This is a genomic window from Variovorax sp. VNK109, assembly GCF_049445855.1.
Classification (GTDB): domain Bacteria; phylum Pseudomonadota; class Gammaproteobacteria; order Burkholderiales; family Burkholderiaceae_C; genus JAGOCV01.
Map to the genome: position 1 here is coordinate 779093 of NZ_JBMSDV010000001.1, position 12953 is coordinate 792045.

At 63.3% G+C, this 12953-nt stretch carries 10 protein-coding genes; 5 read left to right on the forward strand and 5 right to left on the reverse strand.

Features of this window, described 5'->3' with window-relative positions:
* Nucleotides 1-85 precede the first annotated feature (85 nt).
* Nucleotides 86-2161 (forward strand): TonB-dependent receptor, encoded by a 2076-nt coding sequence (locus ACO2Q9_RS03775; RefSeq protein ID WP_423308455.1) that lies wholly within the window; start codon nucleotides 86-88, stop codon nucleotides 2159-2161.
* Here ACO2Q9_RS03775 and ACO2Q9_RS03780 read toward each other — a convergent pair.
* Together ACO2Q9_RS03780 and ACO2Q9_RS03785 are read right to left on the reverse strand one after the other, a co-directional pair.
* Entirely contained in the window at nucleotides 2158-4092 is a 1935-nt protein-coding gene (locus ACO2Q9_RS03780; protein WP_423308457.1) for a PAS-domain containing protein, read from the reverse strand. The genes ACO2Q9_RS03775 and ACO2Q9_RS03780 overlap by 4 nt on opposite strands.
* Before the next feature lie 129 nt (nucleotides 4093-4221).
* Nucleotides 4222-5091: a helix-turn-helix domain-containing protein gene (locus tag ACO2Q9_RS03785; RefSeq protein WP_423308460.1), complete on the reverse strand. Its 870-nt coding sequence runs from the start codon at nucleotides 5089-5091 to the stop codon at nucleotides 4222-4224.
* Nucleotides 5092-5175: 84 nt separating this feature from the next.
* Between ACO2Q9_RS03785 and ACO2Q9_RS03790 the strand changes: the two genes are divergently transcribed.
* From ACO2Q9_RS03790 to ACO2Q9_RS03800, 3 genes are all read left to right on the forward strand, one after another.
* The gene (locus ACO2Q9_RS03790) at nucleotides 5176-6186 is read left to right on the forward strand and encodes a Bug family tripartite tricarboxylate transporter substrate binding protein (protein WP_423308462.1); all 1011 of its coding nucleotides are present in this window, start codon (nucleotides 5176-5178) and stop codon (nucleotides 6184-6186) included.
* 40 nt (nucleotides 6187-6226) lie between these two features.
* Nucleotides 6227-7651: an FAD-dependent oxidoreductase gene (locus ACO2Q9_RS03795; RefSeq protein WP_423308464.1), complete on the forward strand. Its 1425-nt coding sequence runs from the start codon at nucleotides 6227-6229 to the stop codon at nucleotides 7649-7651.
* A gap of 68 nt (nucleotides 7652-7719) precedes the next feature.
* The gene (locus ACO2Q9_RS03800) at nucleotides 7720-8694 is read left to right on the forward strand and encodes a Bug family tripartite tricarboxylate transporter substrate binding protein (RefSeq protein WP_423308466.1); all 975 of its coding nucleotides are present in this window, start codon (nucleotides 7720-7722) and stop codon (nucleotides 8692-8694) included.
* A 48-nt stretch (nucleotides 8695-8742) separates the two neighbouring features.
* Here ACO2Q9_RS03800 and ACO2Q9_RS03805 read toward each other — a convergent pair whose 3' ends face one another.
* From ACO2Q9_RS03805 to ACO2Q9_RS03815, 3 genes are all read right to left on the reverse strand, one after another.
* Entirely contained in the window at nucleotides 8743-9318 is a 576-nt protein-coding gene (locus tag ACO2Q9_RS03805) for a recombinase family protein (protein ID WP_423308468.1), read from the reverse strand.
* A 316-nt stretch (nucleotides 9319-9634) separates the two neighbouring features.
* Nucleotides 9635-10867, reverse strand: a complete 1233-nt coding sequence (locus ACO2Q9_RS03810) for a hypothetical protein (protein WP_423308470.1) — start codon at nucleotides 10865-10867, stop codon at nucleotides 9635-9637.
* 127 nt (nucleotides 10868-10994) lie between these two features.
* Nucleotides 10995-11399, reverse strand: a complete 405-nt coding sequence (locus ACO2Q9_RS03815; protein WP_423308472.1) for a hypothetical protein — start codon at nucleotides 11397-11399, stop codon at nucleotides 10995-10997.
* 485 nt (nucleotides 11400-11884) lie between these two features.
* Here ACO2Q9_RS03815 and ACO2Q9_RS03820 point away from each other — a divergent pair, with 485 nt between their 5' ends.
* Nucleotides 11885-12946, forward strand: coding sequence for a ParB/RepB/Spo0J family partition protein (locus ACO2Q9_RS03820; RefSeq protein ID WP_423308474.1), 1062 nt, complete (start codon nucleotides 11885-11887; stop codon nucleotides 12944-12946).
* Nucleotides 12947-12953 lie beyond the last annotated feature (7 nt).

Here is a 12953-nt window from a genome sequence, read left to right on the forward strand (position 1 = left end):
TGCGCCCTCGCCTGCGTCCAAAGGCGTATGGCTTGGCGCGGTTCTTGTATGAACAATCTCGAATTATTCATACAAGGAGAGAAGGATGAAGCTGAAGCTCTGCATGCTGTCCACAGCCCTGGCCTGCGCTGGCCTCGCCAGCGCACAGACGGGCCACCTGCCTGAGGTCACCATCGAAGGCCCGCGCGATGCGAGCATCGGCAGCGCCGACAGCGCCAGCGAAGGCGCGGCAGAGCGCGAGTCCTACCAGTCGAGGCCCAAGCTGCGGCCGGGCGACATCGTCGAAGCCGTGCCGGGTGTGGTCGCCACACAGCACTCGGGCGATGGCAAGGGCAACCAGTACTTCCTGCGGGGTTTCAACCTCGACCACGGCACCGACTTCGCCATCACGGTGGACGGCATGCCGGTCAACATGCCATCGCACGGCCACGGGCAGGGTTTCGCGGACCTCAACTTCCTCATTCCCGAACTGGTCTCCGGGGTTCGCTATCGCAAGGGCCCATACGCCTTGGACAACGGCGACTTCTCCCTCGCGGGCAGTGCGTCCATGGACTACTTCAGCGCGCTGGACAAGCCTTTCGGCGAGCTCACGCTCGGTGGCAACGGCTACCGGCGCGCGCTGCTGGCGGGCTCGCGCACGCAGGATGACCGGACCTGGCTCGCTGCGCTCGAACTCATGCACAACGACGGTCCGTGGGTCCGGCCCGAAGACCTGAAGAAGGTCAATGCCGTCCTGCGCTACTCGCAGGGCACCAGCCAGCGCGGCTGGCGCATCACCGGCATGGCCTACGACAGCGACTGGAGCAGCACCGACCAGATTCCGATGCGCGCCGTGGACAGCGGCGCGCTCCCGCGCTTCGGCACGCTCGACCCCACCGACGGCGGCAGCACGCGCCGCGTGAGCCTGTCGGGCCAGTGGTTCGAGTCGGGGCCGAATGGCAGCACCGAGATCAGCGCGTACGCCATCGACTATTCGTTCGACCTGTTTTCCGACTTCACCTACTTCCTCTCCAACCCCGTTCAGGGGGACCAGTTCGAGCAGACCGACCGCCGCCGTATCCATGGCGCGCAGGCCACGCATCGCATGCCCAACCGGGTTGCTGGTCTCGACGGCCTGCTGAGCATTGGCGCTTCGTGGCGCGGTGACCGCGTCGGCGAAGTCGGGCTCTACCTCACCGAGTCGCGCAACCGCTACGCGACGGTGCGGGAAGACTCGGTCTCCCAGGACCTGCTGTCGGTGTTCGCGCAACAGCTGGTCAACTTCAACAGCCGGTGGCGCGCCTACGCAGGCCTGCGCGGCGACTCGATGCGATACCGTGTGAGCGGCCACGAGCCCGTCTTCGGCGCCGTCAACAGCGGCAAGGGCAACGACACGCTCATCAGCCCCAAGGCCGGGCTCGCATGGACTTTCTCGCCCACGAGCGAGTTCTACGCCAATGCAGGCACGGGCTTCCACAGCAACGACGTGCGCGGCGCCACCATCACGCTCGATCCGCAGACCGGGTTGCCGGCCGAGCGCGTTCCGGCGCTGGTGCAGGGCCGGGGCGCAGAGCTGGGCTGGCGCTTCGCGCCTTCTGCCGAGACCACATTCACGCTTGCACTGTGGCGTCTGAACATCGACTCGGAACTCGTCTACATCGGCGACGCGGGCGCGACCGAGGCCGGGCGGGCGAGCACGCGGCGCGGCATCGAAGCCGCGCTGCGCTGGAAGCCTGCAGGCAACTGGCGTGTGGAACTCGAAGGCGCCGTGTCCCATGCGCGCTTCAAGGGCCAGGCACCCGCCGGCGAAGGCAACTACATCGACAACGCAGTGGAAACCGTGCTGGCTGCGGGTGTGACGTGGACCGAAGGCCCGTGGACCGCCACCGCGCGCCTGCGCCACATGGGCGCGCGCGCACTCGACACGTTGAACACGGAACGCTCCAAGCCGTCGACGCTCGTCAACGCCGGCATCCGCTACGCCATCAGCCGGGATGTGTCGCTGGGCCTGGACATCTTCAACCTGACCAACCGCAAGAGCAACGACATCGAGTACTTCTATGCGTCATGCACGGCGGAGGAGGTGGCGGGTGGATGCAACGGCGGCGCAGGTTTCGATGACAGGCACGTGCACCCGATGGAGCCGCGCACGGCCCGGTTGTCGCTGAAGGTGAGCTTCTAGTCCGGAGGCGGGGCGTCGCCCAACGTGAACCAGAAGGTGGCGCCGTCCCCCTCCTTGCCGGTGGCCCATACGCGGCCGCCGTGTCGGGCAATGATGCGTTGCACGGTGGCCAGGCCGATGCCTGTGCCCGCAAATTCGCCCGGGCTGTGCAGGCGGTTGAACGCGCCGAACAGCTTGTCGACATAAGCCATGTCGAAACCGGCACCGTCGTCCCGCACGAAGTAGGCGGTTTCGCCGCTTTCCAGCTTCTGGCTGCCCACGACGATGCGCGCGGCGCTCCTGCGCGCGGTGAACTTCCATGCGTTGTTGAGCAGGTTGTCCACCACCTGGCGCAGCAGCACGGGCTCGCCATGCACCCAGAGGTTCGGTTCGATCTCGAAATTCACCACGCGGCGCGGGTCGCGTTCGCCCAGCTGGGCCGCGACCAGTCGCGCTTCTGCGGCCAGGTCGAACTCGCGCCATTCGAGCTTTGCGCGGGAGAGTTGTGCCAACGCGAGCAGGCCATCGGTCAGCGCGCTCATCTGACGGATGCCCGAGCGTATGCGTCCCGCATAGTGCGCCGCCTTCTGCGCCACGTCGCCTTCGGGGATGTTGGCCGTCAGGCCTGTCAGGAGCGTGCTGAACCCGTCGATGGACGTGAGCGGCTGCCGCAGGTCATGTGCGATCGAATACGAGAAAGCTTCGAGCTCCTTGTTCGCCGCTTCCAGCTCGGCCGTGCGCAGGCGCACGCGCTCCTCGAGCCCCGTGTTCAGCCGTTCGATCTCGTCGCGTGCGCTCACGTAGTCGGTCACATCGGTAAAGGTCCGCACCATGCCACCCGAAGGCAGCGCCTGGGTCTTCACTTCGAGCACGCGGCCCAGTCTGGTGCGGCGCAGGTAGTGCTCCGGAATCTGGGTCATGCCCGCAGCCGCCACATGTCCACGCGCGTGCAACTGCACCAGCCGCTGGCCGTCGCCGAAATCCCCGCGTGCGAGCTGGTGGTTCGTCATCTCGGAGAGCGTCGGTCGCGTCTCCATCAACTCGCGCGGCAGGTCGAGCAGTTCGAGCAGCCGGTCGTTGTACGTGGTCAGCCGGCCGTCCGGCCCCAGCATGAAGATGCCCTGCGCGATGCTGGCGAACGTGGTCTCGAGCTGGTGCGATTTTTCCTCCAGCGCGCGGCGGCTGCGCTCCATCTCGGTGATGTCCACGCTCGCGAAATACAGTTCACCCGTGCTGGCGCGCTGGGCCGCCACGCGCAGCCAGCGGCCGCCGGGCAGTGGCAGCTGGAACGGCGCGCCGGTGAAGTTCAGGGCCTCCATCAGCGTCACGCGGCCGGCCTCGTGGATGTGGCGCTCTTCGTCCGCCGCGCCGGACCAGGCCAGCGCATAGACGTCCTCGAAGCGACGGCCCGTCATGAGACCCTTGCCCATCACGCCGTAGACCAGCACGAAGCGGTCGTTCACCCAGGAGATGCGGCCGTCGGTGCCCAGCACCATCATGCCGTCCGACAGGTGCTCCACGAAGTCGGGCGATTCCCTGCGCGCCGCGGCACTCGCCGCCATGATCTCATCGGTACTGACGGGTGATGCGGTTTCCGTCCAGAAACGCATGCGCGTGCCGTCGGCCAGATGCATCGTCGCCACACGCAACCAGCGGCCGCGATGCTGGAACGAGATCGGCTGGTTCTGCACGCGGTGGCGCGCCAGAGCCGCCTCGATGTACTGCGCGATCTGCGGCATCTCCTGCGCGTTCAACCGCACGCGATAGAAGCGGTGCAGGTTGTCGACATAGGGCTCGCCGACGCGGATGAAACCGTCATGTTCGGGAAAGAAGCTGAGGAAGGTGCCGTTCCACAGCACGGCGCAGTCATTGCCGTCGTAGGCACAAACGGCGATGCCGAGACTGTCCAGCGCAGCGGCTGACGCCTTCAGCGATTCCGTCGTGTCGTTCATGCGCCTCTGTGCCCCCGGCGTTGCCCTCTGTCTGCCGCCAGCATAGCGCCGGGCAGGCTGCCGCGCCTTCGGGAATGCACGCGAAAGCCGAAAACGTGGCGGGAAGGGTACGAACGGCGCAGGCTGCCGCTACGGCGCGACGCCATCGGGCCAGTTGTCCGCCCGTTCCAGCCCGGGCAGGTCGGCCAGCAGTCCGTTGGCGACCGCGTCGGCAGCGATGCCTTGCGCGGCCTTCTGCAACGCGGGCAGATGGCGGCGCACCATTTCCCTTTCAGTGAACGCAGCGCGGTTCCAGTTGATGTTCAGCGCGCCGAGCACCTGCCCTTGCCCGATGATCGGCACGGCGATGGCCTGCAGCGAATCGTCGCGCGCCGCGCCGTTGTATCCGCCACCCCGGTAGACCGGGTGCCGGGATGCGTAGCCGCGGCGGCGGGCCTCTTCCACGCGCGCTTGCGCATCGTTCAACGCAATGGCTTTGGCATTGTGCACATCACGGCCCGACCGCGCGGCGCGCACCAGCGCCATCCGGCGCTCCGGCGTCAGCGCCGACAGGAATGCCGAGCCCGCGGCCGACGCCATCAGGTTCACCCGTATGCGGCCATAGCGCCTGCGCACATAGAAGCGCGACTGCCGCAGGTTGGACTCGAGCACCATCATGAAGTCGTCGTCACCCACGTGGACCATCAGGTCCGACGGCCATTCCACCTGCTGGCAAAGCTGGTCGAGCCAGGGCGCGGCGACGTCGGCCAGACGGTCGGCGGGCGCGATGGCATGGGCCAGCACCTGCAGCTGCACGCTGTTGCGATACCGCTGGTCCGTCATGCTGCGGCGGACCACGCCGGCTGCGATGAGTGTCTTGAGCATGCGCAGCAAGGTCGGCCCCGACAGGCCGGTGGCCGACTGCAGTTCGATGAGCGTGGCGCCGTCGGGCTGGGCCTGCAGGGCGCGCAGCACGTCGAACGCGCGCTCGACAGCGCGGATGGTCTTGACGCTTTCCATGTGATTTCACCTAGTGTAATTCGTGTCCGTTCCGCTGGCGGGCCAGCGGGGCAGGCGGTACCTTCAGCGCAAAAGGAGACAGACATGAAAACCGATTCCCGAACCGGCCTTCGCCGCCGGCTGTTGCTGGGCGCGGGTGCCGCCCTCGCCACCACGGGCTTTGCCCTGCCCTTCGCGGCGCTCGCGCAGCCGCGCCTGAAGCTCGCCACCATCACTACCGGCTTTGCGGCCGGGGGTTCGTCCGACGTGACGGCGCGGATCCTGGCGGACTACCTTCGCGGCAAGTTCGCTGAAGCCGTGATCGTTGAAAGCAAGGTCGGCGCGAGCGGGCGTCTCGCCGTGGAGCACGTGAAAGCCGGTGCGGCCGATGGCAGCAGCCTGCTGGTGAGCCCGAGCGGCATGATGGTGCTGTTCCCGCACATCTACAAGAGCCTGCGCTACGACCCGATGAACGACTTCGCGCCGGTCACGCCGCTGGCGAAGTTCCCGTTCGTGCTGGCCATCAGCACGCAGGTGCCGGCCGAGGTGCGTACGCTCAAGGACTTCATTGCCTGGTGCAAGGCCAATCCGAAACAGGCCTCGTTCGGTTCGCCGGGCGCGGGCACCAGCGCGCACTTCTCCGGCATCATGCTCGGCCGCCGCGCCGAGATGGAGTTCACGCACGCGGCTTATCGCGGCATGGCGCCGCTGGTACAGGACCTGATGGGCGGGCAGATCGCCTCCGGCGTGCTCACTCCCGCGGATGCACTGCCGCTGATGTCGTCCGGCAAGCTGCGCCTGCTGGCGACCACTGGCACCACGCGCTCGCGCTTCCTGCCCGACGTCCCCACCTACACCGAGCTCGGGTTCACCGACATCGTGATCGAGGAATCGTATTCGCTTTACGCGCCCGCTTCGCTGAATGCCGAGACGGTGAACCAGCTCGCAACGCTTTCGCACCAGATGCTCGCCTTGCCCGAAACGCAGCAGCGCTTTGCGCAGATGGGTCTGGAAGTCGCGCCGCAGCAGCCCGCACAGTTCAAGGCGGCGCTCAAGGCGCTGACCGAGCGCTGGGGCGGCATCGTGAAGGCTTCCGGCTTCACGCCGCAGGACTGAGGCCCCAAGGATTTTTTTGACTGAAGGAAAGAAGTACCCCATGCAGAAGCAACAGGCGCCCGAGCAGAAGGCGCTCGGCACCAGCAAGGCCGGAGTGCCCGTCGTCGCCGAAGCCGATGTCGTCGTGATCGGCGCGGGCCCGGGCGGATTCGCCGCTGCGCTGCGCGCCCGGCGCGAAGGCTGCAGCGTCGTGATCGTCGAGAAGTTCGACATGCCCGGCGGCGTGCACACCTCCGGCCTGCAGGGCGCGGCGAACACCGGCGTCGGCGGCATCCACACCGAGCTGATGGAGCGCTTCGCGCGCGAAGGCTGCATCTACGCGCCCACCGAAAAGGATTTGCCCGACTGGGCCGGCAATGCGCTCTCGCACTACGACTATTACCTGAAGCCGGGCAGCCCGTTCCGCCGCGAATCGTTCAACCCCGATGCGGCCGGCAACATCATGGTGCGCATGCTCGATGAAGCGGGCGTGCACTCGATCTACGGCGCGTCGTTCGTCGATGTCGAGATGGAAGATGACCACGGCGAGCGTCGCATCACGCACGCGATCATCGAGACCGTGGAAGGCCGGCAGGCCGTGCGCGGCCGCATCTTCGTGGAAGGCTCGGGCACGGCTGAGGTCGTGGCCCGCGCAGGCGCGCCCTTCGTCTCCGGCGGCGGACGCCAGCACGAAACGGTGAGCCAGGACCCCGAGAAGCGCCCCATCCCGGGCGGCCTGCTATGGATCATGAGCGGCATCGACTTCGCGAAGACCGCCGAGTACCAGCGCAACGCAGACGATCCCGCCCTCAGCAAGCTGATCAACAAGGCCCGTGCGGCCGGCGACATCCCGCCCGAGCTGTACCGTCCGCGCATGGCCGACCAGGGCGTGTACGGCGACCACTACATCGGCCACCCGACCATCGATATGAGCCCGATCCAGGGGCCGGGCACTTTCATCCTCTGGCAGAACGTCCCGTACGAATGGGCACTGCATATGGACGAAAGCGCCGAGCATGCGTCGCGCGCCAAGACCGAACTGCGCCGCCTGATCGACATCGAGGCTCAGTTCCTGCGCAAGTACGTGCCCGGGTTCGAGAACGCATTCATCGTGCACGTGGGCCGCTATGTCGGCGTGCGCGACGGTCGGCACCCCATTGGCGAGTACGTCTTCTCCATCGATGACGCGCGCGAAGGCCGCAGCTTCCCCGATGCGGTCACGAAGCCGATGACCAAGACCTTCTTCTGGGACGCCTACACGAAGTACACGTTCGAAGTGCCATTCCGCAGCTTCCTGCCCAAGGAAGTGAACAACCTGCTGCTCACTGGTGCATCGCTGTCGTTCACCTTCGAGACGATCTTCATGGTGATGCGTAATTTCCCGTGGTGCACGCAGACCGGTGAGATCGCAGGGCTTGCCGCTGCACGTTGCGTCAAGGAAGGCGTGAACACCAAACAACTGAAGTGGACGGAACCCCTGTTCTAGGCCCTTCCGGCGAGAGGTGCGGACCACCGTCCCTCGCCCTGTTTTCAAGAAGCATACGGAGACAAACCATGCTCAATCGCCGCCAGATCGTCAAAGCCATTTCCGCCGCCGCCACCGTGGGGGCCACAGGCTTTGCCCATGCGCAGCAACTGCCTTCCACCGTGAAGATCATCGTGGTGGTGCCGCCCGGCGCCAGCATGGACAACGTGGCACGCCTTGTCGCCGACCGTCTCAAGGACGGCATCAAGCGCAACGTCATCGTGGAATACAAACCCGGGGGCACCGGCCTCGTGGCCGCCCAGTTCCTCAAGAGCACCGAGCCCGACGGCTCGTACGTGATGTTCGCGCCGATTGCCGTGGCCGCGTTCTTCCCGTTCCTCTACAGCAAGCTGCCCTACGATGCCGACAAGGACCTCGTGCCCGTGTGCGACGGTGTGCACATCCCGCACGCGCTCACCATCAGCCCGGGTTCCGGCGTGGAGAACCTTCAGCAGTTCCTGGCCGCCGCAAAGGCAGACCCGCTCAAGGCGAACATCGGCACGTCCAGCATGGGCAGCGTCGGCGCGCTGCTGATCCTGCGCCTGCGACAGATCACCGGCATCGACCTGCAACTCGTTGCCTACAAAGGCGGCCAGCCGCTGCTCACCGACCTCATGGGCAACCAGGTCCCGGCAGGCGTCTCCGTCATCTCGGACTACCTCGCGCAACACAAGGCCGGCCGCGTGAAGATCATCGCGGCGGGCAGCCGCACGCGCACCGCGCTCGCGCCGGAAATCCCGACGCTCATCGAATCCGGCTACCCCGACCTGTACGGCGCTTCGTCCATCGGCTTTTTTGTTCGCGGTGGCACCGCGCAACCACTGGTGCAGCAACTGTCGGACGAAATCAATGGGGTGCTGAAGAACCCGGACGTTCGAACCCGCCTACTGCAGATCGGCGCAGAGCCGATGGGCGGGTCTGCGGAAGACTTCAGGAAGCTGGCGCTGTCGGAGCGCGCAAGGTGGGAGCCGGTGGCAAGGGCGGCGAATATCAGGATCGAGTGATCGCAGGGCGGGTCGCCATCTGGCGGAGGCGGTTGCTTTCGAACAACACTATCGGAGAGAAGAGTGCCCAGGTTTGTGCACGCGATAGATCGTGCGCTTCACCACCGACTCGGAAACTCCGAACACATGCGCAAGACTTCTCAGCGTGTAGTCACCGGTATCCCAGAACAGCAATATGTCCTCTTCGGTCTCAGCGTCAATGCTGCGGCGCTTCCCGCAATGGACACCACGCTCCATAGCGGCGCGCTGACCGGCCATAGATCTTTCCCGGATCAATGACCGCTCAAATTCAGCGACTGCACCTAGGACCTGAATCATCAGGCGCCCCGCGGCACTAGATGTATCGATGGGCTCGCTCAGGCTACGAATGCCAGCGCCAACCGCTTCAATGCGCTCAAGGATATTCAGCAAGTCCCGCAAGCTTCGGGCGACCCTATCAAGCTTATATACGGCCAAAACATCGCCTGGCCGCAGACTGTCGAGCGCGCGTTGTAACTGAGGACGCGAACCAACACTACTCTGCTTTTCGTGAAAGACTTTCAGGACACCTGCTCGACGCAACTGCTGTAGCTGCATAGCCGCATCCTGATCGTTAGTGCTAACTCGCGCGTAGCCAATCAGCATTCGGAGAGTTCACAACAAGCGTGCTGCGACTCTCTAAGTAATCTCGAAAATACAAGCGAGATCAAGGCGTAGCGCCAAAGTGGCCGTGCCACGGCTTGCCTGATCGGCGTGATGGACGCACTACCATCGCCCCCAGTTGCGAAGCGTTCAACTACAGCAGCTTGGGCAGTAGTCCACATCCATTTACTCAACCACGGGTGCACGATGCTCAGACATGGCATCATCAGAAAACTCCTAAACTTCTGTTTTCGGCCCCTTAACAGGATTGTCCACTAAAATCTGCCCCGTGGTCGCTTCGGAGTGTCCACCCCATGGATCAGGCTTTACTACCCAAATCAAACGCCAGAACGGCGATTGTTATCTGTCTCTCGTTGTCTTGAGGTAGCGAGAACGTATAGCTATCGCTTGTCTCATCCAACCGCAATGGGCCACTAACGTAGTTCGAGTGCGTCTTTATAAGAGCGCGCATCTTGTTCACAACGCTCGTAAATCCCACATTGCGATTGAATATAACGATCGCCGTCTTGGTATCCCGCCAAGACAAGTAGCTGAGAAGTTGGTCGATGGTTTGAAGAAAGAGCTTATCGCCACCCCAAATTTTGAACTCAGCCACGAAGATGTTTCCTGCCTCGTAGCGAATCAAGATATCTGTTTTTCCCGTGACATTAAAGGCCTCGCCTGTCGCGTTGCCGAAGTGCGCGTTGAGCGGAACAAGGAACATATCTCGCAAGGCCTCCTCGTCAAGACTACGCGTCCTAGATGAGCTCTGCTCAATGCTGCGTCCTGCGCCGCGAATCAGTCCGAGTATCTTTTGATATACGTCTTTGTCTAGGGTTGGCTCGGGCGGCGTTGCGGGTCGCATAGGGGGAAGCTGAGGCTGAATCTTTTGCTTCACAGCCGGTGGGACGTACGTGCGAGCATCACCGGCCTTTTCCATGATTTTTATTCCCAGCCCTGCAAGGGCTGCCACTGAACTCTTCTGCTGCAAAAGCCTAGCGGTGCGCGCTTCGATTTGCTGCCTCACTTTACGACCCAGTTCATCGGGGTAGCTTGACCACATTGACCGATGCCACCCAAGGTACTGGTCAATTGAGTCGAGCAATGAATTCACTTTCTGCCTCACCTCCTCTGGTGACAAGGTTCGACCTGCAATCGTGAACTTCAGTTTGTTGCCTGCGACCTCAGCGACTGGAGGGTTGGTGTCGAAAGTATTAGATTGCATCTGAAAAATGCTAGCTTCACCAGCGAAGGGGACCTCAAAGTCATACGCTTCGCCTGGGACACGGACCGTTCGCCTTTCCCATTGATCGTAGGCTTCATACGGACGCTCATGATGACTTCCCTCCACCCCACTTCGATCGAGTGTGGGCACTGTCATCGAGTATTTATCAAGGAAGTACTGGACGAGGGCATCAACATCTGTATTGAGCAACCGCTGCTCAGGCAATCTATCAACCTCCGAGAGCGCTGCCTCGACCTGCGCCCTCATAGCAGCATTTCCGTCAGCACGGGAGAAGAGATACTCCCGTTCACGCTTCGACCCGTACATACTTTCTCCTCACTGGTTCAAACATGTCTGCGTCTGGTTGCAGCATCACGACCGGTTTGGTTTCGCGTGCGAAAGTGATCCAAAGCCGTTCTGAAGCGAATGCTTGTACCAAAGTTGCAAACAGCGATCACTGCATGGGGCACCTTAGCGTCTGCTGCTCTGCCTGTATAGCAAGCGTCCGTTGTCGGTCTGGTCCGATAACTTCGGGGGGTTGATACTGCCAGTTGGAATATCGGCTCCAGATTCTTTGACGCTCGGCCTGGAGCTGCGCGCATCGCTGCGCGGTTGAGACTTGCGGGACGGCCTGACTTTGCAGCGCTTGACCTTGCTGGTGTTGTGCCCGGGCGATATCGACTTGTTGCTCCCATGTCATATCGTCGGGGACTGTCACGATGCGTTCTACGGTCGCATTGCGCTGGCTGCAGTGCGTGTTGGTCCAGAACGTTCCGCCGCTGTATGCCTTGCACAAATACACGGTGGCACCTGACGCACCGAACGGCATCAGCAGCAATAAAAAGGCGATCTTTCGCATTAACTTCTCTCCTCGCCCGAGTCTGCCGGAAAGTTTGCGGTTCGCCAAGTGCAATGAGGCGTGCCCCAAGGGTCGGGCTCTATCGCTACGCGACCATGCCTGTAGTCATGGCCCATACGGGTAACGATCCCTCACGCAAGCTCACCGTGGTCCTCGATCTTTGTTGGCGTTGAATCCGGATCTGCTGCATTGGCCACGCCAGTCGCTTCGCTTGGTGTCATGTCCACTGCGGCCGCAGTTCCTACATCCTGAAAAATCCGGCCTGGCCGATCTGCGAAGCCACCCCCGTTAACCCCGCACGGGAGTGAGGGGCGTAACGGGGGTGTCTTTATTTCGCAGATCCGGCACAGGCCGGATTTTTCTTTTGTGATCAACCAACCCACTCCCCCCCGCCCCTCGCCCTGCGAGGGGAGCGAGGAAGCATTGCTGAAGGTATCCACAAAACAGCCTTCATTCATCAACTTACTTTCGCAGGAGAAAGAACCATGACGCAAGCTTCCACCAACCAAGACCGCAGCATCGATTTCATCGAGCTGGGCCAGATTCGCGCCTTGCCCCAAGTGCGCACCGAGTTCGACGAGAACTCGATTGCCGAGCTGGCCAAGAGCATCCAGGCACACGGCATGTTGCAGCCGGTGTTGCTGCGCGCGAGCGACGAAGGCGGCTATATCGTCATTGCCGGCGAAAGGCGCATCCGCGCTGCGCTGCGAGCGGGCCTGAGCCATGTGCCTGCACTGGTCGGCCAGGTCGACGATGACAAGGCCAATGAGATGCAGCTGGTGGAGAACATCCAGCGCGAGGAGCTGAGCCTGGCCGACACGGCCAAGGGGGTGTTGCAGCTGTATGAGCGCAACAAGAGCCAGGCGAAGGTGGGCGAGATCCTCGGCAAGTCGGTGCCCTGGGTGTCCAAGCACGTCGCAGCGGCGACGAATCTGGGATGGAACACGCGGACATGGTTCGAGCATCCAGAGAGCAAGGCGGACGACCTCGAGCTGGTGCTGACGCTCAACCAGATGGAGAAGCTGGGCAAGTGGTATCCGCGCGTGGAATCACTGACACAGCAGATCGACGAGGGACACGCTGGCCGGGCTGAAGCACGTGAGCTGCTGCAGACGATGCGGCAGGAGATCGAGGAGGAGCGCAAGGCGAAGAAGGCGGAGAGCCAGCACGCTCTGCCGATCGGGGCGCAGGCAGAACCGGAGCCGGCGCCGTGGAATGCGGAAACCGAGCTGCACGATCTGTACGCCCAGCTGGATCGGCAGTATGAAGCGATTGACCAAGTGCCGACGGCCGACCTCATCAAGCATCTGGACAAGGCGCAGCAGGCAGCGATGACCGCTGTGGTGAAAGAGTCGTTCAACGAAGGCAAGAAGATGGCCAAGAAGTCAGACCGGGAAAAGGCGCGTGAACTGGTGGCGCGCTACACGTGCGGCTATGACGATAGGGATTGGGACACCGTCGCGCACTTTCTGGGCATCCAGGGCGACAAGCTGACGCTGGCCGGACTGGTGGTTGAAGCTAGGGAGATGATCCGGCTGGATCACTGAGTTTCGC

What these genes read in the sequence shown, in the direction of transcription:
- ACO2Q9_RS03775 (WP_423308455.1), top strand. Translation starts at nt 86, where the DNA reads ATGAAGCTGAAGCTCTGCATGCTGTCCACAGCCCTGGCCTGCGCTGGC.
- ACO2Q9_RS03780 (WP_423308457.1), bottom strand. Translation starts at nt 4,092, where the DNA reads ATGAACGACACGACGGAATCGCTGAAGGCGTCAGCCGCTGCGCTGGAC.
- ACO2Q9_RS03785 (WP_423308460.1), bottom strand. Translation starts at nt 5,091, where the DNA reads ATGGAAAGCGTCAAGACCATCCGCGCTGTCGAGCGCGCGTTCGACGTG.
- ACO2Q9_RS03790 (WP_423308462.1), top strand. Translation starts at nt 5,176, where the DNA reads ATGAAAACCGATTCCCGAACCGGCCTTCGCCGCCGGCTGTTGCTGGGC.
- ACO2Q9_RS03795 (WP_423308464.1), top strand. Translation starts at nt 6,227, where the DNA reads ATGCAGAAGCAACAGGCGCCCGAGCAGAAGGCGCTCGGCACCAGCAAG.
- ACO2Q9_RS03800 (WP_423308466.1), top strand. Translation starts at nt 7,720, where the DNA reads ATGCTCAATCGCCGCCAGATCGTCAAAGCCATTTCCGCCGCCGCCACC.
- ACO2Q9_RS03805 (WP_423308468.1), bottom strand. Translation starts at nt 9,318, where the DNA reads ATGCTGATTGGCTACGCGCGAGTTAGCACTAACGATCAGGATGCGGCT.
- ACO2Q9_RS03810 (WP_423308470.1), bottom strand. Translation starts at nt 10,867, where the DNA reads ATGTACGGGTCGAAGCGTGAACGGGAGTATCTCTTCTCCCGTGCTGAC.
- ACO2Q9_RS03815 (WP_423308472.1), bottom strand. Translation starts at nt 11,399, where the DNA reads ATGCGAAAGATCGCCTTTTTATTGCTGCTGATGCCGTTCGGTGCGTCA.
- ACO2Q9_RS03820 (WP_423308474.1), top strand. Translation starts at nt 11,885, where the DNA reads ATGACGCAAGCTTCCACCAACCAAGACCGCAGCATCGATTTCATCGAG.